Origin of the sequence: Pseudomonas guariconensis (genome assembly GCF_015680235.1) — a bacterium.
GTDB lineage: Bacteria > Pseudomonadota > Gammaproteobacteria > Pseudomonadales > Pseudomonadaceae > Aquipseudomonas > Aquipseudomonas guariconensis_A.
In genome coordinates, this window is the sequence record NZ_JADLJL010000004.1 from 1 (window position 1) to 20,802 (window position 20,802).

18 protein-coding genes are annotated in these 20,802 nt (G+C 64.1%); 15 read left to right on the plus strand and 3 right to left on the minus strand.

From position 1 onward, the window contains the following. On the minus strand, positions 1 to 1,102 hold a 1,102-nt coding region (locus tag IRZ56_RS04495), incomplete at its 3' end, for a retention module-containing protein (protein WP_196143824.1). A 344-nt stretch (positions 1,103 to 1,446) separates the two neighbouring features. Between IRZ56_RS04495 and IRZ56_RS04500 the strand changes: the two genes are divergently transcribed. The 7 genes from IRZ56_RS04500 to IRZ56_RS04530 all read left to right on the plus strand — a co-directional run bounded on the left by IRZ56_RS04500 (position 1,447) and on the right by IRZ56_RS04530 (position 10,309). Continuing rightward, the gene (locus IRZ56_RS04500; RefSeq protein ID WP_196143825.1) at positions 1,447 to 2,784 is read left to right on the plus strand and encodes a TolC family outer membrane protein; all 1,338 of its coding nucleotides are present in this window, start codon (positions 1,447 to 1,449) and stop codon (positions 2,782 to 2,784) included. A gap of 45 nt (positions 2,785 to 2,829) precedes the next feature. After that, complete coding sequence (locus IRZ56_RS04505; protein ID WP_196143826.1) at positions 2,830 to 4,986, plus strand: type I secretion system permease/ATPase; 2,157 nt, start codon at positions 2,830 to 2,832, stop codon at positions 4,984 to 4,986. Positions 4,987 to 4,993: 7 nt separating this feature from the next. Beyond that, the gene (locus tag IRZ56_RS04510) at positions 4,994 to 6,349 is read left to right on the plus strand and encodes an HlyD family type I secretion periplasmic adaptor subunit (RefSeq protein WP_196143827.1); all 1,356 of its coding nucleotides are present in this window, start codon (positions 4,994 to 4,996) and stop codon (positions 6,347 to 6,349) included. A 274-nt stretch (positions 6,350 to 6,623) separates the two neighbouring features. Continuing rightward, positions 6,624 to 7,523, plus strand: a complete 900-nt coding sequence (locus IRZ56_RS04515; protein WP_196143828.1) for a TauD/TfdA dioxygenase family protein — start codon at positions 6,624 to 6,626, stop codon at positions 7,521 to 7,523. A gap of 18 nt (positions 7,524 to 7,541) precedes the next feature. Next, positions 7,542 to 8,561: an ABC transporter substrate-binding protein gene (locus IRZ56_RS04520; protein WP_196143829.1), complete on the plus strand. Its 1,020-nt coding sequence runs from the start codon at positions 7,542 to 7,544 to the stop codon at positions 8,559 to 8,561. A gap of 6 nt (positions 8,562 to 8,567) precedes the next feature. Then, entirely contained in the window at positions 8,568 to 9,431 is an 864-nt protein-coding gene (locus tag IRZ56_RS04525; protein ID WP_196143830.1) for an ABC transporter ATP-binding protein, read from the plus strand. Between the two features lie 14 nt (positions 9,432 to 9,445). Next, complete coding sequence (locus tag IRZ56_RS04530; RefSeq protein ID WP_196143831.1) at positions 9,446 to 10,309, plus strand: ABC transporter permease; 864 nt, start codon at positions 9,446 to 9,448, stop codon at positions 10,307 to 10,309. Positions 10,310 to 10,490: 181 nt separating this feature from the next. Here the strand turns inward: IRZ56_RS04530 and IRZ56_RS04535 are convergent, their stop codons facing one another. Further along, positions 10,491 to 11,048, minus strand: a complete 558-nt coding sequence (locus IRZ56_RS04535; protein WP_196143832.1) for a WYL domain-containing protein — start codon at positions 11,046 to 11,048, stop codon at positions 10,491 to 10,493. A gap of 208 nt (positions 11,049 to 11,256) precedes the next feature. Between IRZ56_RS04535 and IRZ56_RS04540 the strand changes: the two genes are divergently transcribed. The 8 genes from IRZ56_RS04540 (at position 11,257) to IRZ56_RS04575 (ending at position 19,995) form a co-directional block, all read left to right on the plus strand. After that, a complete protein-coding gene (locus IRZ56_RS04540; protein WP_196143833.1) occupies positions 11,257 to 12,069 on the plus strand; it encodes a tetratricopeptide repeat protein in 813 nt (270 codons plus the stop codon). 165 nt (positions 12,070 to 12,234) lie between these two features. Continuing rightward, on the plus strand, positions 12,235 to 12,678 hold the full coding sequence (locus tag IRZ56_RS04545; RefSeq protein WP_196143834.1) for a MarR family winged helix-turn-helix transcriptional regulator: 444 nt from the start codon (positions 12,235 to 12,237) through the stop codon (positions 12,676 to 12,678). Beyond that, positions 12,675 to 14,762 carry an FUSC family protein gene (locus tag IRZ56_RS04550; protein ID WP_196143835.1) on the plus strand — a complete coding sequence of 696 codons (2,088 nt, stop codon included), beginning with the start codon at positions 12,675 to 12,677 and terminating at the stop codon, positions 14,760 to 14,762. The genes IRZ56_RS04545 and IRZ56_RS04550 overlap by 4 nt, the downstream gene beginning before the upstream one ends. Continuing rightward, positions 14,759 to 14,971 (plus strand): DUF1656 domain-containing protein, encoded by a 213-nt coding sequence (locus tag IRZ56_RS04555; RefSeq protein WP_196143836.1) that lies wholly within the window; start codon positions 14,759 to 14,761, stop codon positions 14,969 to 14,971. Before IRZ56_RS04550 ends, IRZ56_RS04555 begins: the two co-directional genes overlap by 4 nt. Further along, positions 14,968 to 15,843: an HlyD family secretion protein gene (locus IRZ56_RS04560; RefSeq protein ID WP_196143837.1), complete on the plus strand. Its 876-nt coding sequence runs from the start codon at positions 14,968 to 14,970 to the stop codon at positions 15,841 to 15,843. The genes IRZ56_RS04555 and IRZ56_RS04560 overlap by 4 nt, the downstream gene beginning before the upstream one ends. Beyond that, complete coding sequence (locus tag IRZ56_RS04565; protein WP_196143838.1) at positions 15,840 to 17,261, plus strand: efflux transporter outer membrane subunit; 1,422 nt, start codon at positions 15,840 to 15,842, stop codon at positions 17,259 to 17,261. The genes IRZ56_RS04560 and IRZ56_RS04565 overlap by 4 nt, the downstream gene beginning before the upstream one ends. 197 nt (positions 17,262 to 17,458) lie before the next feature. Further along, the gene (locus IRZ56_RS04570) at positions 17,459 to 19,402 is read left to right on the plus strand and encodes a cytochrome c/FTR1 family iron permease (RefSeq protein ID WP_196143839.1); all 1,944 of its coding nucleotides are present in this window, start codon (positions 17,459 to 17,461) and stop codon (positions 19,400 to 19,402) included. A gap of 140 nt (positions 19,403 to 19,542) precedes the next feature. Next, positions 19,543 to 19,995: a YaiI/YqxD family protein gene (locus IRZ56_RS04575; RefSeq protein WP_196143840.1), complete on the plus strand. Its 453-nt coding sequence runs from the start codon at positions 19,543 to 19,545 to the stop codon at positions 19,993 to 19,995. Positions 19,996 to 20,120: 125 nt separating this feature from the next. Here the strand turns inward: IRZ56_RS04575 and elbB are convergent, their stop codons facing one another. Continuing rightward, positions 20,121 to 20,789: an isoprenoid biosynthesis glyoxalase ElbB gene (elbB, locus tag IRZ56_RS04580; RefSeq protein WP_196143841.1), complete on the minus strand. Its 669-nt coding sequence runs from the start codon at positions 20,787 to 20,789 to the stop codon at positions 20,121 to 20,123. Between the last annotated feature and the right edge of the window lie 13 nt (positions 20,790 to 20,802).

Sequence of the window (20,802 nt, forward strand, 5' to 3'; positions counted from 1 at the left end):
TTTCGGCAGGCGCCGGATTCGGCGTCAGCTGTTCGAAGTTGCCGCCGGTGGCACCGGTAATGGTGGTGCTAACGGTGCTGCCATTGTTGTACACGTCATTGGCCGGGGTCTGGAAGTCCACGGTGCCCGTGGTTTCGCCGGCCTTGATGGTGATGGTCTGGCCGTTGGACAGGGTGACAGTCACCGGCGTCTGGGCGGGGTTGCTCAGGGTTACGGTATAGGTGATCACACCGCCTTCGCTCACGCTCGGCGTCGCGGTCAGCGTGGCTGTGGTGTTATCGATGGTATCGGTGACTTCGGTTACCGCCGGGCGCGTGTCCGGGGTGACGACCAGGCCATTGCCACCGCTGGTGCCGGTGATGGAGGCGGAGATCTCGCCGCCGTCGACATACACCGTGTCATTCGGCGCGATGGTGACATTGACGCTGCCGCTGGTTTGGCCAGCCGGAATCACGATGACCGCGCCGTTGGACAGGGTCACGGTCAGGTTGGTCAATGGCGGCTGGCCCACGGTGGCGGTATAGACGATCACGCCACCCGCTTCGGTGATCGAAGGAGTGGCGGTCAGGGTCAGGCCGGTGGCCACGGGGACGTTGTTGGCCATCGTGCCGTTGGGGTCGAGTCCGCCGATCTCCTCATTGGCCTGCGCGACTGCAAAGCCCAGAGGGTCGGTCGAGAAGCCGATGGTCGGGTCCACGGCGCCCGCGGTTTCCTCGAGCATCACGAAGCTATGGCCGCCCCCCAAGGCGCCATTGCCACCCGCTGAAGCCGGGCCGGCTGCCGGTGCCTCGAGTTCGGTACTCGGGTCGAGGCCCGCGGCGATGGCCTGCTGCAGTTCTTCCACGGAAGGCGCCGCCTGGGCGGTTGCCTGGCTCAGGTCGGCAGTGCTGTCGGGCGCGTCGGCGCTCCACTGGGAGTCGCGGCCCAAGTCGAGCAGGCGGCCATCGGCCAGCTCCAGAGTGACGGCGCCACCCGGGCCGGTCAGCACCTGCTCGCCGACGAACAGGCGGTCGCCTTCGACCAGCACACGGCGGATGCCTTCAGGGGATTCTGCGACGACTTGGCCAACAATGCTTTTGACGATGGCAACAACACTGCTCATTGGACTCTCCCGGTTTCCCGTTCAGATGGCTTCCATGCCCAGCCGGTGTACGTGTGCGGCCTGCCGATGGAATATTTCAAAAAAGTTTTGACGCGTTAATTCGTCAAATTTACGTCTATAATTTCTGGCTATTAACTTTATGCCAAAGTATTGACCTTCTGGTTGTCATCCTAAACAATCGTCCAAGTAATGTCACATTGATATTTAACCGGCAGCCATCCTTCCTTCGTACATCCAGTACCCCTTCGGAAGTCCGTATTACGGTCCATCAGGTCGCCATTTTCCAAGGTTGGAACAGCTACGGCTGTGATTTGGGACAACAGCTCCCTCGGGAATCAGTAAAAATGCGTGCGTCACTGTTCACCGCTATTCCTCTCGCTTTTGCCGCCACTTTCGCCCAAGCACAAACCCTGCCTGAAGCCATGCAGAAGGCACTCGAGGTGCACCCGGAAATCCAGGCCGGGGTCAACGCTCGGGTGGCTGCGGACTATCAACTGCGCGCCGCGCAGGGCGGCTATTTGCCGCGGGTCGACCTGACGGCCGGTTATGGTCGGGAGGGGACTGACAGCCCGAGTACCGGCAATCGATGGGAGACGCTGAACCGTGGCGAGTCCGCCGTGCGTCTTCGGCAAATGGTTTTTGACGGTTTCGCCACCTCCAGCGAGGTCGGGCGTCAACAAGCCACCGTCAATGCCCGGGCCTACTCGTTGATGGGAACCTCCGAGCGCACCGCGTTGACGGTCGCCCAGGTGTACCTGGATGTATTGGCGCGTCGCGAGATGGTGCGCCTGGCCGAGGACAACCTGCGCAACCACGAACGCATCCTCGACCAGATTCAGCTGCGTACAAGCCGCGGTGTCGGTCGCATGGCCGACCTCGACCAGGCCGAGGCGCGCCTGGCCCAGGCACGCAACAACCTGATCACCGAGCAGACCAACCTGGCCGATGCCAACACCAACTACCTGAGCGTGGTGGGCCAGATGCCGGATGAGCTCAGCAAGCCCGCGCCGTTCATCGACCTGCTGCCGGCCAACCTCGAAGAAGCACGCTTGCAGATGATCGAGAGCAGCCCGGTACTGCGCTCGGCCGAATCGGATATCGCGGCTGCGGAGAAACAGTACGAGGCGGCCAAGTCCAGCTTCTACCCGCGCTTCGATGCAGAACTCGGCCGCACGGCCGATAACAACCTGGACGGTGCCCATGGTCACAACAATGAGTGGCAGGCCATGCTGCGCATGAACTTCAACCTGTATGCCGGTGGCAGTAACAAGGCCGACCTGCAGTCCAAGTCGTACCTGGCCAACCAGGCGCTGGACATTCGTAACAATGCCTTGCGTCAGCTCAATGAAGAACTGGGCCTGGCATGGAATGCTCTGGACAACGCCAATGCCCAGTTGCCGATCGCCCGGCAATACGTCGACCACAGTAACCGCGTGCGCAGTGCCTACCAGCAGCAGTTCAGCCTCGGCGAGCGCACCTTGCTCGACCTGCTCGACAGTGAAAATGAAACCTTCACCGCCCAGCGTCGTCTCGTAGAAGTAATGAATCTACAATTGTTTACTCAGTATCGAATCAAGACGACCATTGGTCAGCTGCTCAAGAGCCAGGGTGTCGTAGCTCCCATGGCGACCGTAGTGCAGAACGACCTGAAACCCAAGGTGAGCCTTCCAGGCATGAACTGAAAGGCGCACCCGCCCCATCTAAACCAAGGATGAAGAGAGCGCCGCGTGGAATCCGAAGTCCGTCGAGTCCAACTCAGCCACGATCCACGCAGTCAGCATGACGACCCTTTGCTGGACAGTCTGCTGACCCTGTGTGTCCTGCATCAAAAGCCCGCCAGTCGGGCCATGCTGACCACCGGCCTGCCGTTGCCTGCCCAGCGCCTGAGCCCCGAGCTGCTGCCCCGCGCGGCCGCCCGGGCCGGTCTGCAGGGGCGCTTGCTGCAGCGCAAGCTCGAGCACATCCCCAGCATCGCGATGCCGGCCATGCTGTTGCTCAAGGAAGGCCGCAGCGCCGTCTTGCTCGGTTGGGAGAACCACGACACGGCACGCCTGCTGCTCAGCGAGAGCGACGGTGGCGAAGTGCACATCAGCCGCGAGGCGCTGCTGGAGGACTACAGCGGCCTGGTGTTCTTCGCCCAGCCGCAGCACAAGTTCGACGTCAACCACGGCAACCTGATCCCGCGTGCGCGCTCCTGGTTCCGCGATACCCTGATGCGCAGCCGCTGGTTGTACATCGATGCCATTGCCGCGAGCCTGGTGATCAACCTCATCGCCCTGGCCGCGCCGCTGTTCGTGATGAACGTCTACGACCGGGTGGTGCCCAACCAGGCTACTTCGACCCTCTGGGTACTGGCGATCGGCATCACCGGGGCCTATATCTTCGACCTGATCCTCAAGGGCCTGCGCAGCCTCTGCCTGGACCTTGCCGGCAAGAAGACCGACTTGATCATCTCGGCGACCCTGTTCGAGCGCATCGTCGGCATGGCCATGAAGTACCGTCCCGCCAGGGTCGGCAGCTTTGCCCAGAACATCCATGAGTTCCAGGGGTTGCGCGATTTTCTCGCCTCGCTGACCCTGACCAGCCTGATCGACCTGCCGTTCACCGTGCTCATCCTGATCGTCATCGCCATCATCGGTGGGCATCTGGTATGGATACCGATCATTGCCTTCCCGCTGGCCCTGGGCATTGGCTACGCCCTGCAGAAACCGCTGATGGCCACCATGGAGCGGACCATGGCGCTTGCCGCCGAGCGCCAGTCCAGCCTGATCGAAACCCTGGCCGGGCTCGATGCGGTGAAGGTCAACAACGCCGAAAGCGAACGCCAGTACATGTGGGAGCAAACCCTCGGCACCCTCAGCCGCCTGGAGCTGCGGGTCAAGATGCTGTCGAGTCTGGCGATGAACATCACCTCGCTGGTCCAGCAGCTGGCAGGCGTGGCGATGATCTGCGTCGGCGTCTACCTGATCATCGACGGCCAGCTCACCATGGGTGGGCTGGTAGCCTGCTACATGCTCAGCGGCCGCGCCCTCGGCCCGCTCAGCCAGCTCAATGGCCTGCTGGCGCGCTACCAGCAGGCCAAGGTGACCATGACCGCCACCGACCAAATGATGGAGCTGCCCCAGGAGCGCAATTTCGAGGAACGGCCCATGAGCCGCCGCACCCTGCAAGGCGCCATCGAGTTCCGAGGGGTCGACTTCACTTACCCGAACCAGCAAAACCAGGCCCTCAAGGGCATCAACCTGAACATTCGCCCAGGCGAAAAGATTGGCATCATCGGCCGTAGCGGCTCGGGCAAGAGCTCGCTGGCCAAGCTGATCGTCGGCCTCTACCAGGCCGACAACGGTTCGTTGCTGGTCGATGGCGTGGACATCCGCCAGGTGGATGTCAGCGAGTTGCGTCACAACATCGGCTACGTGCCCCAAGACATCCAGCTGCTGGCCGGTACCCTGCGCGACAATCTGGTCAGTGGCGCCCGCTACATCGAGGACCAGCTGGTGCTGCAGGCAGCGGAGCTTGCGGGTGTGCACGAGTTCGCCCGCCTGCACCCGGACGGCTACGAGCTGCAGGTCGGCGAGCGTGGCCAAAACCTCTCCGGCGGCCAGCGGCAGAACGTCGCCCTGGGTCGTGCGCTGCTGCTCAACCCGCAGATCCTGCTGCTCGACGAGCCCACCAGCGCCATGGACAACACCGGCGAAGAGCGCCTCAAGCAGCGGTTGCAGGCGGTGATCGAGAACAAGACCGTGCTGCTGGTCACTCACCGTGCCTCGCTGTTGTCGCTGGTCGATCGCCTGGTGGTCATCGACCGAGGGCAGATTGTCGCCGATGGCCCGAAGGCCGCGGTCATGGATGCGCTGAAGAAGGGGCAGATCAGTGTTGCATAAGCTGGATATGGGGCGTTTCACGGACAACCTGCGCCGCTATTTCAAAGGTTCGGAATCGCTCAGCGGGCCCCTGCCCGAGGTCAACAAGGCCCTGATCGAGGATGCGCCACGTGTCGTGCGCCTGACCATCTGGGGGGTGATCGCCTTCTTCGTGTTCCTGATCGTCTGGGCCAGCTTCGCCCACATCGACGAGGTCACCCGTGGCGAAGGCAAGGCCATCCCCTCGTCCAAGGTGCAGAAGATCCAGAACCTGGAAGGCGGCATCGTTGCTGAAATCTTCGCCAAGGAAGGGGAGGTGGTGGAAGTCGGCCAGCCGCTGCTGCGCCTGGACGAAACCCGCTTCGCCTCCAACGTCGGCGAAACCGAGGCTGACCGCCTGGCCATGGCCCTTCGCGTCGAACGCCTGAGTGCCGAGGTCGAGGACCGTCCGTTGAAGATCGACGAAGCGCTGCGCAAGGCCGCTCCGAGCCAGGCCGCCAATGAAGAGTCGCTGTACTTGAGCCGTCGCCAGCAACTGCAGGACGAAATCGGCGGCCTGCAACAACAGTTGGTGCAGCGCGAGCAGGAACTGCGCGAATTCAATTCCAAGCGTGCCCAGTACGCCAACAGCCTGCGCCTGCTGCGCCAGGAAATCTCCATGTCCGAGCCGCTGGTCGCCCAGGGTGCGATTTCCCAAGTCGAGATCCTGCGTCTTCGCCGGGCCGAGGTGGAGAATCGTGGCCAGCTGGATGCCACCGCCCTGGCCATCCCGCGCGCCGAGGCGGCGATCAGGGAGGTCCAGAGCAAGATTGAGGAAACCCGCGGCAAGTTCCGCAGCGAGGCCCTCACCCAGCTCAACGAGGCGCGTACAGAGCTGAACAAGGCCACCGCCACCAGCAAAGCACTGGACGACCGGGTCAACCGCACCCTGGTCACCTCGCCGGTGCGCGGCATCGTCAAGCAATTGCTGGTCAATACCATCGGTGGCGTGATCCAGCCGGGCAGCGATATCGTCGAGATTGTGCCGCTCGACGACAGCCTGGTCATCGAGGCGAAGATCCTGCCCAAGGACATCGCCTTCCTGCACCCCGGGCAAGAAGCCACGGTCAAGTTCACCGCCTACGACTACACCATCTACGGCGGGCTCAAGGCCAAGCTGGAACAGATCGGTGCCGACACCATCACCGACGAAGACAAGAAGACCACCTACTACCTAATCAAGCTGCGTACCGACCGCAGCCACCTGGGCACCGATGAAAAGCCGCTGCTGATCATTCCTGGGATGGTCGCCACCGTGGACATCATGACCGGCAAAAAAACCATCATGAGCTACCTGCTCAAGCCGATCATCAAGGCTCAGTCGGAAGCCTTGCGAGAGCGCTGACCCCCTGAGGGCCGCTTCCTGTAGGAGCGGCCTTGTGCCGCGATGGGGCGCGTAGCGGCCCCAAACGTTTAGCCGACCGGCATTAGGCGTAGACCTCGCATATATTTATTCCTTAAAGATATTTAAATTATCTTTCTTATGACTTTATAGTCCTCCCCACTGCGTACCTGCCGACCAATCGGCGCGCCGCACGACTTGAACCCACACGGGAAATGACCCCGTGCGTTTCTGATCGTCGCGCGCCCTTGAGTCGCGCACTGCGTGGGAGTGAACAATGTCAGCCGCCTCGAACGCCCTGTCGTCCATCGACAGCGCCCAGCCGCAAATCTTCGATATCCGCCCGTTCCCCGGTGCCGTCGGCGCCGAGATCGTTGGCCTCGACCTGAGCCGGCCAGTCAATGCCGCGGATTTCACCCGGATCCACCGTGCCCACCTCGATCATCACGTCCTGGTGTTTCGCGACCAACACATCACTCCCGACCAGCACATCGCCTTCAGCCGCCGCTTCGGTGAGCTGCAGATCCATGTGCTCAAGCAGTTCTTGCTCGAAGGGCACCCCGAAATCCTGATCGTTTCCAACATCATCGAAGACGGTCGCAACATTGGCCTGGGCGATGCTGGCAAGTTCTGGCATTCGGACCTCTCCTACAAAGCGCTGCCCAGCCTCGGCTCCATGCTGCATGCCCAAGAGCTGCCCAGCGAAGGTGGAGACACCTTGTTCGCCGACATGCACAAGGCCTGGGACGCGGTGCCCGAAGCATTGCGCAAGGTGGTCGAAGGTCGTAGCGCCGCTCATTCCTACACCGCCCGTTACGCCGAGACCAAGTTCGAGGGCAACTGGCGGCCAACGTTGACCGCCGCGCAATTGGCCGAGGTCAAGGAAGTCATCCACCCGGTGGTGCGCACCCACCCGGAAAACGGCCGTAAGGCGCTGTTCGTCAGCGAAGGCTTCACCACCCGCATCGTCGGTCTGCCAGATGACGAAAGCCGCGACGTGCTGCAGCAGCTCTACGCCTTGAGCGTGCTCGAACCGAACATCTACCGCCACCATTGGCAGCCCCACGACCTGGTGTTCTGGGACAACCGCTCGTTGATCCACCTGGCCGCCGGTTGCCCCGCGCATTTGCGGCGCAAGCTGTACCGCACCACCATCCAGGGCGATGCCCCTTTCTGACGACCGAGGACAGTCATCATGCGCAAATCCATCAGCCGCCTGGCAACAAGCATTGGCTTGGGCGTCACCCTGGTCGTCGGTAGCCTGGCGGCCCCGGCTGCGGCCCAGGCCGAAGGCAAGATCCGTATCGCCGAACAGTTCGGCATCGTCTACCTGCTGCTCAACGTGGTTCGCGACCAGCAGTTGATCGAGAAGCATGGCAAGGCGCAGGGCATCGACATCCAGGTCGACTGGGCGCAGCTCTCCGGCGGTGCGGCGATCAATGACGCGCTGTTATCCGGTTCGGTGGACATCGCTGGTGCAGGTGTCGGCCCCCTGTTGACCGTATGGGACCGCACCAAGGGTCGGCAGAACGTCAAGGCAGTGGCCTCGCTGGGCAATTTCCCGTACTACCTGGTCAGCAGCAACCCGAACGTGAAAACCATCGCCGACCTTGGCGCCAGCGACCGCATCGCCGTACCGGCGGTCGGCGTCTCGGTGCAGTCGCGCTTCCTGCAGTACGCCGCGGCCCAGCAGTGGGGCGACAAGGAATACGCCCGCCTGGACAAGTACACCCTGGCCGTGCCGCATCCGGACGCCACCGCAGCCTTGCTGGCCGGCGGCACCGAGCTCAACGGGCACTTTTCCAACCCGCCGTTCCAGGACCAGGTGCTAGCCAACAAGAACGTCCACGTGGTGCTCAACAGCTACGACCTGCTCGGGCCGAACTCACCGACCTTGCTGTTCGCCACCGAGCAGTTCCGCAAGGACAACCCCAAGACCTACAAGGCCTTCGTCGACGCGCTGGCCGAAGCCGCCGAGTTCGCCCAGAAAGACAAGGCCGCCGCTGCCGATACCTACATTCGCGTGACCAAGGCCAAGATCGACCGCGACACGCTGATCAAGCTGATCGACAACCCGCAATACGAGTTCACCGTCACGCCGAAGAACACCTACAAGCTGGCCGAGTTCCTCTACCGGGTCGGCGCCATCAAGCACAAGCCCGAGTCGTGGAAGGATTACTTCTTCCAGGACGAACGCCCGCTGCAAGGGAGCTGATCGACGATGACCGCCCCACTGCCAGGCCACGCGGCCAGCAACTTGAGCTATGTCGCCACACCCGCGCTGCTACAGGTGAACGACCTGAGCCTTGAATACCGCACCGCCCAGCGTGTGGTGCGGGCCACTCACCAGGTCAGCTTCGAAATCGATCATGCCGACCGCTTCGTCCTGCTGGGGCCTTCCGGTTGTGGCAAGTCCACGCTGCTCAAGGCCGTGGCCGGGTTCATCGAGCCCAGGGAAGGGCAGATCCTGCTCCAGGAGCAGCCGGTCAAGGGCCCTGGGCCCGACCGTATCGTCGTGTTTCAGGAGTTCGACCAGCTGCCACCGTGGAAAACGGTGAAGCAGAACGTCATGTTCCCGCTGCTGGTGGGCGGCCAGATCAAGCGCGCCGAGGCCGAGGAGCGGGCGCTGCATTACCTGGACAAGGTAGGCCTGGCCAACTTTGCAGATGCCTACCCGCACACGTTGTCCGGCGGCATGAAGGCACGGGTGGCCATTGCCCGGGCACTGGCCACCCAGCCGAAGATCCTACTGATGGACGAGCCTTTCGCCGCGCTCGACGCCCTGACCCGTCGCAAGATGCAGGAAGAGCTGCTGCACCTGTGGGAAGAGGTGCGCTTCACATTGCTGTTCGTTACCCACTCCATCGAGGAAGCATTGGTGGTCGGCAACCGCATCCTGCTGCTTTCGCCCCATCCGGGGCGGGTGCGCGCGGAAGTGCACAGCCACCAGTACAGCTTCGGCAGCCTGGGCGGTGTCGACTTCCAGGCCAGCGCGCGGCGGATCCACCGCCTACTGTTCGACCAGGCTCCAGAGGCGCAGGCCGCAGCGGAGCTTGGTTTCAACGATATCCGCATCGCCTACTGACAGGAGCCTGTGCCATGACGACCCTACCTGCACGCCAGGAATACGAAGTGCAGCTGGCGCCACTGCCGGATGTGACGCTGGAACGGCGGCTGCCCCTGGCCCAACGCCTCTGGCAACAAGGCTGGTTGCGCAAGGCTGTGATCCTGCTGGTATTGGCGGCGATCTGGGAAGGTATTGCCCGCTATCAGGGCAATGATTTGCTGCTGCCCAGCTTCCTGCAGACGACCACGGCGCTGTGGGACGGCCTACTCAGCGGGGAGTTGCCGGCCAAGGTGGGCGTTTCGCTGGTGGTGCTGCTCAAGGGCTATGTGCTGGGGATTGTCCTGGCTTTTGGCTTGACCAGCCTGGCAGTATCGACCCAGTTCGGCCGTGACCTGCTCGGCACCCTGACCTCGATGTTCAACCCGCTGCCGGCGATTGCGCTGCTACCCCTGGCGCTGTTGTGGTTTGGCCTGGGGGACAACAGCCTGATCTTCGTCCTGGTGCATTCGGTGCTCTGGGCGCTGGCGCTCAACACCTATGCCGGGTTCCTCGGCGTTTCGCAGACCCTGCGCATGGCCGGGCGCAACTATGGTCTGCGCGGCTTGCGCCTGGTGCTGCATATCCTGGTGCCAGCGGCGCTGCCATCGATCCTCTCGGGGCTCAAGATCGGCTGGGCCTTTGCCTGGCGCACATTGATCGCCGCCGAACTGGTGTTCGGTGCCAGCAGCGGCAAGGGCGGATTGGGCTGGTACATCTTCCAGAACCGCAACGAGCTGTACACCGACAAGGTATTCGCCGGGTTGGCCGTGGTGATCGTCATCGGCTTGCTGGTCGAAGGGCTGGTGTTCAACAGCCTGGAGCGGGTGACCGTGCGGCGCTGGGGAATGCAGCGTTAGGTACGTTGGTCAGGGGCGGCTTCGCGCCCTTTCGCGGCGCAATGTGTGGGAGCCAACTGTCTTGAGTTGCTTGCCCCGTTCCTATCGCTGGCAAGCCAGCTCCCACAGGTACAGCGGTGTCTCTGAAAACAGCGCAGGCCTGGTGGGCGGGCTTGTCCCGCGATAGGGCCTACACCGGTGCCTACTCTTTGTACAACGCCGCTGCACTGTTCAGCGTCTGCGCAATCTCCTCGCGCAACGCCAGCGGCCGCTCCACCACCAGCCCACCCCCTTGGCTCAACAGCCACCAACGCAGCGGCCCGCCATCGCTGACCGTGGCCCGCAGGCGGTGGCCATGGTCCAGTGCGGTGAGCTGCATGTCGCGGGTCAGCGGAGCCTCGCGCAACTGCCGAGCCAGTTCATCGCTGATCCAGGCCTGCAGCGTGATGCCTGCCTCCTGCACCGGCTGTAGCGCATTGCTGCGCAAGTAACCGTGCAGGTCGAAATTACCCCGCAGTTCACCCACGGCGCTGGCCGACCAATGCCAGCCGTACGGGATGCTCTTGTCGTTGCGCTCCAGCGGGAAGATCAGCGACAGCTCGTTGAGGTCCCGCTCGATCGTGCGTTTGCTGACACTGAAGCCCACATCACGCAGGCGCCAGACCAGCTCGGCACTGGTGATCCCCGGGGAGCGGCTGGGCAGTTGGCGCAGCAGCGCCCATTGTCGGCTGAGGGTGGCGCGGGTGGTGGCGAACGGCAAAACGAAACGTCCTTGTCTAGGGTTGCTGCAATAGCATGGCGGCTGTCATGGATGCATGGCAATTAGCCATTGCTCTGCTCAGATCAAGGAACCGACGTTTGGTTGCCTGGTTTCGATTCGTTCGCGACAGGTTTTGACGTGCCGTTGCGCAGAATCTCTGGCTTGCACAGTCGCGGTCGGAGCTGTGGATCGTTCAATGAGGATGAACATGTCTGCTGCCAGCAATATCCATTCGCTGCTTGCGCGCCTTCTACCCGAACGGGTCACGCCAGCCCCGGCACGCCATGCCTTGCGGCATCGGCAATTCGTCGGTATCGGCCTGCCCAGCCAGCCGACACTGCCGGGCGAGCGCGCCAGGCTGGTCTCCCGCCTGGACGAGTCGAGCGACCCTTTGGAGGTCTACCGCGACCTGCGGGGCCAGGCACTGGAAGGCAGCGTGGCAGCGCTCAATGACCTGGGCTGGATCTGGCTCAACGGCAAATACTGGCGCGCCGATACGCTGCTGGCCGGGCACCTGCTGCGCATGGCGGCCATGCAAGGCGACGCCATGGCCTGGTTCAACCTGGGCCAGCAGCATTATTTCGGTAAAGGCGTGAAGGTGTCCTACAGCCAGGCCGCCGAATGCTATCGGCACGCCTTCGAGCGGGGCATGTGCCATGCCGCGGCGGCCTTGGGCGATCTCTATGAAGAAGAGGTGTGCGACCCGACCTTGCATTGGCAGGTCGACCTGACCGAAGCCTGCCAGTGGTTCCTGCGTGGCGCCGAACAGGGCGAGCCCCGTTGCCGCTTCGAAGTGGGCTATCGGTTGCTGCATGGGGTGCATGTGCAAGTCGATGCCAAGGCTGCGTTGTACTGGCTGGAGCTGGCGGCCGCAGCGGGCGTGATGCAGGCTGCAGAGGAACTGGCGGTGCACTACAGCCGCCGTGACGGCGCCCGTTACTTGAGCTGGCGCGACCAGGCGATCGAAATGGGCAGTGCCCTGGCGCTGACCATGAAACTGGAAGACCAGGTCCAAGGCTGAAGCCAGGCCGCGTACCTTGTGGTTGATCATCCAACCTTCCGGGCTGCGCTGCCTCTGTATGAACAACAATTCATCCAGGCAATCCGTCGCCCCCGGTTGACGACAGGGGGAGGGCAGGGCGTAATATTGATAGTTAGCAAACTATGAATGTCCTCGGTTCCTCACATGACACTTGATGCACTGCACATGAAAATCAGCAGCGGCATGGTCGTGGCTGCCCGCCATTGGCGACGCATCTGCCAGGCGGCGCTGACCGGCTACGGCATTTCCGAGGCCTGCGCCGTACCGCTGCTGATGATCGTGCGTCTGGGCGATGGTGTGCACCAGGTGGCGGTGGCCCAGGCCGCGGGCCTGGAGAGCCCGTCGTTGGTGCGCCTGCTCGACCAGCTGTGCAAGGCCGGCCTGGTGTGCCGCAGTGAAGACCCCCTGGACCGCCGCGCCAAGGCCTTGAGCCTGACCGTCGATGGCCGCGCGCTCGCCGAATCCATCGAAGGTGAACTGGTACGCCTGCGCCGGGAAGTCTTGCAGGGTATCGACCAGGCGGACCTGGAGGCGACCCTGCGCGTCATCCAGGCCTTCGAAACAGCCGGTCAGGTGAACCCGGCATGAACGGTTTCTTCAGCTCGGTGCCGCCGGCCCGCGATTGGTTCTACGGCGTGCGGACCTTCGCCGCGTCCATGATCGCTTTGTACATCGCCTTGCTCATGCAGCTACCGCGCCCTTACTGGGCCATGGCGACGGTGTACATCGTCTCCAGTCCTTTCGTCGGCCCTACCAGCTCCAAGGCCTTGTACCGTGCCCTCGGCACGCTGCTCGGGGCAGGCGGCGCAGTGCTGCTGGTCCCGCCCCTGGTGCAGTCGCCGGCTCTATTGGCCGTGGCCATCGCCCTATGGACGGGCACTTTGCTGTTCCTCTCGCTGAACCTGCGCACGGCCAACAACTACGTGTTGATGCTGGCTGGCTACACTTTGCCGATGATCGCCCTGGCCGTGGTGGACAACCCCTTGGCGGTGTTCGACGTAGCGTCTTCCCGCGCCCAGGAGATTTGTCTGGGCATCGTCTGTGCGGCGGTGGTCGGCGCGATCTTCTGGCCCCGTCGCCTGGCCCCGGTGGTGCTGGGCTCGACCAACAGCTGGTTCAACGAAGCGATCCGCTACAGCGACACCTACCTGGCCCGTGATGTGGCCGCCGACAAGGTTGGCGGCATGCGGGCCACGATGGTCGCCACCTTCAACAGCCTGGAAATGATGATCGGCCAGCTTGGGCATGAAGGCGCAGGGCCCCATACCGTGAAGAACGCCCGCGAGCTGCGCGGGCGGATGATCCACCTGCTGCCGGTGATCGACGCCCTGGACGATGCCTTGGTCGCCCTGGAAGGCCGCGCCCCGGCCCAGTTCGCGCAGATCCAGCCGCTGCTGGAGGCGGCCCGTGGCTGGCTCGAGGGCACGGCCGAAGATGCCTCGCTGGCGCGCTGGAGCGCCCTGCACGAGCAGCTCGAGCACTTGCAACCCGGTGCGGCGGCGCTAGACCAGCGTCACGCGCTGCTGCTCTCCAACGCCTTGTACCGCCTGACCGAATGGGTCGACCTGTGGCAGGACTGCTGCACCTTGCAGCACGCCCTGCGCAAGGATGACGCCACGCCCTGGCGTGCGGTGTATCGGCACTGGCGCCTGGGCCGCCTGACGCCCTTCTTCGACCGTGGCCTGATGCTGTACTCGGTGTTTTCCACCGTCACCGCGATCATCGTCGCCAGTGGCCTGTGGATCCTGCTTGGCTGGAACGACGGCGGCAGCGCGGTGATCCTCGCTGCGGTGGCCTGCAGCTTCTTCGCTGCCATGGACGACCCGGCACCGCAGATCTACCGGTTCTTCTTCTGGACACTGATGTCGGTGATCTTCTCCAGCGTCTATCTGTTTCTGGTACTGCCCAACCTGCACGACTTTCCGATGCTGGTGCTGGCCTTCGCCGTACCGTTCATCTGCGTCGGCACGCTCACCGTGCAGCCGCGGTTCTACCTGGGCACGCTGCTGACCATCGTTAACACCGCTACCTTCATCAGCATCCAGGGTGCCTACGACGCGGACTTCCTGACCTTCATCAATGCCAACATGGCCGGCCCGGTCGGCTTGCTGTTCGCCTTCATCTGGACCCTGCTGCTGCGCCCGTTTGGCGTGGAGCTGGCGGCCAAGCGCCTGACCCGCTTCAGCTGGCGCGACATCGTCGAAATGACCCAGCCGGCGACGCTGGCCGAGCACCGCCACGTGGGTGTGCAAATGCTCGACCGCTTGATGCAGCACCTGCCGCGTCTGTCCCAGACCGGCCAGGACAGCGGCGTGGCGCTGCGCGACCTGCGCGTTGGGCTCAACCTGCTGGATTTGCTGGCCTACATGCCGCGGGTGGGAGAACAGGCTCGTGAGCGCCTGCAGACCGTGGTCGAGGAAGTGGGCGCTCACTACGCCGCCTGCCTGCGCGCCAATGAGCGTCTGCACGCTCCGTCGGCGCTGCTGCGCAACATGGAGCGCGCCCGCCAGGCCCTGGCCCTGGATTCCCAGCATGAGCGTGGCGATGCCCGCGTGCACCTGCTACATGCCCTGAGCGGCCTGCGCCTGGCCCTGTTGCCTGGCATCGAAGTGATGCTCGAGCCTGCCGACCAACCGCAACTGCCCCCCGGCATCGATGGAGCGCCCTTGTGATCGGTGATCTGGATATCAGCGGGGTGTTCCTGCCCACGCTCTTGGTGATGATGGTCTTCACCTATCTGTTGTTCCTGGGCGTGCACGCCGTGTTGGTGCGCATGCAGTTCTACCGCCTGGTCTGGCACCGGGCGCTGTTCAACGTTGCCCTTTACGCCGTGCTGCTTGGCGCGGTGGATCACTTTTGCCGAAACCTGATGGTGCCATGAAAAAACCGTTGTTGACCCTGGGCCGTGTGGTCCTGACATTGCTGGTGGTGACCTTCGCAGCCGTGCTGGTCTGGCAGATGGTCGTGTATTACCTGTTCGCGCCCTGGACCCGTGACGGGCACATCCGTGCCGACGTGATCCAGATCGCCCCGGACGTCTCCGGGCTGATCCAGAAGGTAGAGGTGCGCGACAACCAGATGATCAAGCGCGGCGATGTGCTGTTCACCATCGACCAGGACCGCTTCACCCTGGCCTTGCGCCAGGCCAGGGCGACCCTGGCCGAACGTGAGGAGACCCTGGCCCAGGCCTCCCGTGAGGCGCGACGCAACCGGAAGCTGGGCAACCTGGTGGCGGCCGAGCAGCTGGAGGAGAGCCAGTCCCGCGAAGCCCGCGCCCGCTCGGCGGTCAACGAGGCCCAGGTGGCGGTGGACACTGCCCAGCTCAACCTCGACCGCTCGGTGGTGCGCAGCCCCGTCGACGGCTACCTCAACGACCGCGCGCCCCGTGCCCATGAATTCGTCACCGCCGGCCGGCCGGTGCTGTCGGTGGTCGACAGCGCCTCCTACCACGTCGATGGCTACTTTGAAGAGACCAAGCTCGGCGGTATCCACATCGGCGATGCCGTGGATATCCGCGTGATGGGCGACAACACCCGGCTGCGCGGCCACGTGCAAAGCATGGCTGCCGGCATCGAGGACCGTGACCGCAGCAGCGGCGCCAACCTGCTGCCCAACGTCAACCCGGCGTTCAGCTGGGTACGCCTGGCCCAGCGCATCCCGGTACGCATCGCCTTCGACGAGGTGCCCGAGAACTTTCGCATGATCGCCGGGCGTACCGCCACGGTGTCGATCGTCGAGGGCCAACGGCCATGAAATACCTGATGGTGGCTGGCTTGGCGCTGTCCCTGGGGGCGTGCGCCCTGGTCGGCCCGGACTACCAAGTGCCCAAGGATGCTGCCGTGCAGCGCAGCGACCTCAACGGCCCACTGCGCCAGGACCCAGGCAGCGTGGTTTCGGCGCCGGTACCGGAGAACTGGTGGCAGCTGTACCAGGACCCGCGCCTGAACGACCTGGTGCGCCAGGCCCTGGCTGCCAACACCGAGCTGCGCGTGGCGGCGGCCAATATCGCCAAGGCCCGTGCGCAGGTCGAGGTGGCCGAGGCCCAGGGTGGCTTCGAGGGTGGCGTCAAGCTCGGCGCGCAGCGCCTGCAGGAGTCTGGCGAGGCGTTCCTGCTGCCGGAGAAAGTACCTGTGGCCAACATCGGCGAGGCCATTATCAGTGCCTCCTACCAGTTCGACCTGTGGGGCACCTTCAAACGCGGCACCGAGGCGGCCAAGGCCAATGCCGATGCGGTGCAGGCCGCAGCTGACACCGCGCGCATCACCTTGGTGGCGGACGTGGTCAAGGCATACACCCAGGTGTGCTCGGCCAACGAGGAATATCACATTGCCCGCCAGTCCCTCGACCTGCAGGAGCAGAGCGTGCAATTGAACCAGCGCCTGCGCGATGCCGGGCGCGGCGACGAAACCCAGGTCACCCGCTCGCAGACCCAGTTCAAATCCCTGCGCGCCGAGCTCCCGCGCTTCAAGGCCGAGCGCGAAGCGGGCCTGTATACCCTGGCGGCGCTGCTGGCCAAACCGGTCGAGCAATTGCCTGCCGGTACGGCAGAATGTGCCGAATTGCCGCATATCGGCCAGCTGATCCCGGTGGGTGACGGCGCCGCGTTGCTCAAGCGTCGCCCGGACGTACGCCAGGCCGAACGCCAGCTCGCCGCCGCCACTGCCACCATCGGCGTGGCCACGGGCGCGTTGTACCCGGATATCAGCATCGGTGCCCAGGTCGGCACCATCGGTATCCTCGAGAACCTGGGTGATCCTTCGACCAACCGTTGGGGCTTCGGCCCGCAGATCAGCTGGAACATCCCCACCAACGGCACCCGTGCCCGTATCCGCGAGGCCGAAGCCTCCACCCAGGCGGCGCTGGCCCACTTCGATGGCGTGGTGCTCAATGCCATCCGCGAGACCCAGACCCGCCTGGCCCAGTACAGCGCCTTGCTGGACCGCCGCGACGCCCTGGCCGACGCCGAGCGCTCGGCAAAGGAGTCGGCCGAGCAGACCCACCTGCGCTACCAGGCCGGACGCGAGTCGTTCCTGGCCGACCTGCAGGCTACCCGGGCCTATACCGATGTCCGTGCGCAGCTGGCGGCGGCCAATAGCCAAGTGGCCATGGGGCAGATCGGTGTATTCCTGGCGCTGGGTGGCGGCTGGAAAGACAGTCCCGCCAAACCCTGATGCCCCAATCGCGGGACAAGCCCGCTCCCACAGGACCCTGCTCGTCGCCACGATACCGACCAACGCATTCTCTCTGTAGGAGCGGCCTTGTGCCGCGAATCGAGGGCAAAGCCCTCGCCGACCACTCGAAGATTTGTCACAAGATTTTTCATGAAATCCGCCCGCGAGCCTTGAGCGAAAAGGAGTGGAAGTGAACAATGTTCTCTTTCGCATTTCCTTCGAGACTGGCCATGACTTCCCGTTTCCGTCTGTTCGCCTGGCTGCTTGCCTTGTTGCTGGCGCCAGTGTTGGCCCTGTGCAGCACCTCGGCACTCGCTGAATCCCCCGCCGAGGCCGCCAAGGCCTTGCACCTGCTCGACTACATCGGTGCCGACTACCCGCCGACCGTGCACGACGGCAAGGTGGTGGACGAGGGCGAATACCGCGAGCAGCAAGAGTTCAGCACCGTGCTGGCCGACTTGCTCAAAGGCCTGCCGGAAAATGCCGAACGCCCAGGGCTGGAGCAAGGCGTCGCGGCACTGCGCCAAGCCATCGATCAGCGTCAGGACGGCGCGCTGGTCGCCAGGCAGGCTCGCCAGTTGGGTGCACGCCTGGCCGTCGCCTATGAGGTCAGCCAGGCACCGATCATCACCCCCGACCCGGCCCGCGGTGCCGCGTTATATGCGCAGAACTGCGCGATCTGCCATGGCGACAGCGGTGCTGGCGACGGCCCTGCCGGGCTCGGGCTGGAGCCACCGCCTGCCAACCTGCGCAGTGTCGAGCGGCTCGACCAGTTGAGCCTGTTCGACCTTTACAACACCCTGGCGCTGGGCATCGACGGCACCGAGATGCCGTCGTTCGCCGATCAGCTCGACGAGCGTCAGCGCTGGGATGTGGCGGCCTACGTGGCAAGCCTGACCGCCGACCCGAAGGCCGCCAAGGCGGACAAGGCCTGGAACCTGGCCGACCTGGCACGCCAGACGCCCGCCGAGGTCGCGGCCAGCGAAGGTGCCGAGGCCGTGGCCGCCTTCCGCGCCCAGCGGGCCCAACCGCCGCAGGTCCAGCGGGGCCCGGCGCAGTTGCTCGAGTACACCGCCAGTACCTTGGACAAGAGCCTCGCCGCCTACCGCAATGGCGATCATGACCAAGCCTATGACCTGTCGGTAGCCGCTTACCTGGAAGGCTTCGAACTGGTCGAAAGCTCCCTGGACAACATCGATACCCAAGCCCGCAAGGACACCGAAAAAGCCCTGATGGCCTACCGCCAGGCCCTGCAAGACGGCCTGCCGGTCGCCCAGGCCGAACAACGCCTGGCCGAGGCCAAGGGCAAGCTCGAGGGCGCGGCGAAGTTGTTGGGCAGCGATGGGCTGAGCTGGTCGCTGAGCTTCGTGTCTGGCCTGCTGATCCTTCTGCGCGAAGGGCTCGAGGCGATCCTGGTGCTGGCCGCGATCTTGGCCTTCCTGCGCAATACCGGCCAGCAGTCGGCCGTGCGCAGCGTCAATATCGGCTGGGCCCTGGCGTTGGTCGCAGGCTTTGCCACCTGGGCCCTGGCGGCCTATGTGATCGACGTCGGCGGCGCCCAGCGCGAACTGCTGGAAGGTTGCACGGCACTGTTCGCCGCCGTGATGGTGCTGTGGCTTGGCGTGTGGATGCATGACCGGCGCCATGCCGCAGCCTGGCAGGACTACATCAAGAGCAGCCTGGTCAGCGGTGGCGGGCGCTTCGGCTTTGCCGTGCTGGCGTTCTTCTCGGTGTACCGCGAGTTGTTCGAGGTGATCCTGTTCTACGAAACCCTGTGGCTGCAGGCAGGCCCTGCTGGCCACAATGCCGTACTGGCCGGTGGCGCCACGGCGTTGGTGCTGCTGGTGGGCCTGGCCTGGGTGATCCTACGCGGCTCGGCCAAGTTGCCGCTGGCGCTGTTCTTCAGCATCAACGCGGCGCTGCTGTGTGCGCTGTCGGTGGTGTTCGCCGGGCATGGCGTCAAGGCGCTGCAGGAAGCCGGCGTGCTGGGAACCCGGCCAGTGCCGTTCTTCGAGTTCGATTGGCTGGGCATCCATGCCGACGCCTACTCGCTGGGCGCGCAGGTGGTGGCATTGCTGGCTATCGTTGTGCTGTACGGGCGTAGCCGCCTGGCCGAAAAGCGCCGGCCTGCGGCGAGCTGAAACCGTACAATGGGCACTTTCAGCCCCTGGGGTTGTTTCGCCGCCCAGTCGTGATTCAAGGCCGCTCTCCTTTGCCGGAGCGGACTTGTGCCGCGATTGCAGGGTGAAGCCCTCCACCGATTGCCAAGGAATACTTCCCCATGCGTGTATGGATCGATGCCGACGCCTGCCCCAAGGCGGCCAAGGACCTGATCGTCAAATTCGCCCTCAAGCGCAAGTTCGAGGTCGTCCTGGTGGCTGGCCAGGCCCAGATCAAGCCCGCGTTCGCCTGTGTGCGGCTGATCGTGGTCCCTAGCGGCATGGACGCGGCCGATGATTACCTGGTGGAAAACGCCGTGCCGGGCGAGCTGGTGATCTGCAGCGACGTGCCGCTGGCCGATCGGCTGATCAAGAAAGGTGTAGCAGCGCTGGACCCACGAGGGCGTGAATTCGACGAGCGCAACATGGGCGAACGGCTGGCTGTGCGCAACCTGTTCACCGAGCTACGCGAGCAAGGGCAAGTCGGGGGAGGGCAGGCGCCTTATGGCGAGCGGGAGAAACAGGCGTTCGCCAATGCGCTGGACCGGATACTGACCCGGTTATCCAAAGGTTGAATGGGCTGCCTTGCAGCCCATCGCGGGACAAGCCCGCTCCCACAGGGCATGGGCGATCTCTACGGAAGACCTGTAGGAGCGGGCTTGCCCCGCGATGGTGAGGGCGCGCTACAGCATGAGGTGAATTACTGCTCACCCTCATGCGTCAGCTCCAGCACCCGGTCCACCAGTTTGTAGATGCCGCCGGCCGCCTCGCTGATCGACTGGGCGAGCATGTAGGCCGGTGTGGTCACCAGCTTGCGCTGGGTATCCTCGACGATGTCATGCACATCGCATTCCTCGTGCGTGCCGCCCATCTTCACCACCGCTGCGCTGGTATCGGCATCGCTACCGATGGTGCAGACCACGCCCGGTCCATAGATCTTCGCCGCCAAAGCCGGGGAAATGCACATCAGACCAACCGGCTTGCCGGCTTCGGCAAAGGCTTCGGCCAGGGCCAGGACGTCCGGGTTTACCGTGCAGTTGGTGCCTTCAACGGCAAAGTTCGAGAGGTTCTTCGCCGCGCCGAAGCCGCCTGGGACGATCAAGGCGTCGAATTCTTCGACCTTGGCCTCGCGGATATCCTTGATGTCACCGCGGGCGATGCGCGCCGACTCTACCAGCACGTTGCGCGACTCCGGCATTTCCTGGCCGGTCAGGTGGTCGATCACGTGCATCTGCGCGATGTTCGGCGCGAAGCACTGCACCTGGGCGCCGCGCTGGTCCAGGCGCAGCAGGGTGATCACGCTTTCATGGATTTCGGCGCCATCGTAGACGCCGCAGCCAGACAGAATCACCGCAACTTTTTTTTGCATGCTCATTACTCCA

What these genes read in the sequence shown, in the direction of transcription:
- IRZ56_RS04510 (WP_196143827.1), top strand. Translation starts at nt 4,994, where the DNA reads ATGGGGCGTTTCACGGACAACCTGCGCCGCTATTTCAAAGGTTCGGAA.
- IRZ56_RS04550 (WP_196143835.1), top strand. Translation starts at nt 12,675, where the DNA reads ATGAACGGTTTCTTCAGCTCGGTGCCGCCGGCCCGCGATTGGTTCTAC.
- IRZ56_RS04530 (WP_196143831.1), top strand. Translation starts at nt 9,446, where the DNA reads ATGACGACCCTACCTGCACGCCAGGAATACGAAGTGCAGCTGGCGCCA.
- IRZ56_RS04515 (WP_196143828.1), top strand. Translation starts at nt 6,624, where the DNA reads ATGTCAGCCGCCTCGAACGCCCTGTCGTCCATCGACAGCGCCCAGCCG.
- IRZ56_RS04565 (WP_196143838.1), top strand. Translation starts at nt 15,840, where the DNA reads ATGAAATACCTGATGGTGGCTGGCTTGGCGCTGTCCCTGGGGGCGTGC.
- IRZ56_RS04540 (WP_196143833.1), top strand. Translation starts at nt 11,257, where the DNA reads ATGTCTGCTGCCAGCAATATCCATTCGCTGCTTGCGCGCCTTCTACCC.
- IRZ56_RS04560 (WP_196143837.1), top strand. Translation starts at nt 14,968, where the DNA reads ATGAAAAAACCGTTGTTGACCCTGGGCCGTGTGGTCCTGACATTGCTG.
- IRZ56_RS04570 (WP_196143839.1), top strand. Translation starts at nt 17,459, where the DNA reads ATGTTCTCTTTCGCATTTCCTTCGAGACTGGCCATGACTTCCCGTTTC.
- IRZ56_RS04520 (WP_196143829.1), top strand. Translation starts at nt 7,542, where the DNA reads ATGCGCAAATCCATCAGCCGCCTGGCAACAAGCATTGGCTTGGGCGTC.
- elbB (WP_196143841.1), bottom strand. Translation starts at nt 20,789, where the DNA reads ATGCAAAAAAAAGTTGCGGTGATTCTGTCTGGCTGCGGCGTCTACGAT.
- IRZ56_RS04575 (WP_196143840.1), top strand. Translation starts at nt 19,543, where the DNA reads ATGCGTGTATGGATCGATGCCGACGCCTGCCCCAAGGCGGCCAAGGAC.
- IRZ56_RS04545 (WP_196143834.1), top strand. Translation starts at nt 12,235, where the DNA reads ATGACACTTGATGCACTGCACATGAAAATCAGCAGCGGCATGGTCGTG.
- IRZ56_RS04500 (WP_196143825.1), top strand. Translation starts at nt 1,447, where the DNA reads ATGCGTGCGTCACTGTTCACCGCTATTCCTCTCGCTTTTGCCGCCACT.
- IRZ56_RS04525 (WP_196143830.1), top strand. Translation starts at nt 8,568, where the DNA reads ATGACCGCCCCACTGCCAGGCCACGCGGCCAGCAACTTGAGCTATGTC.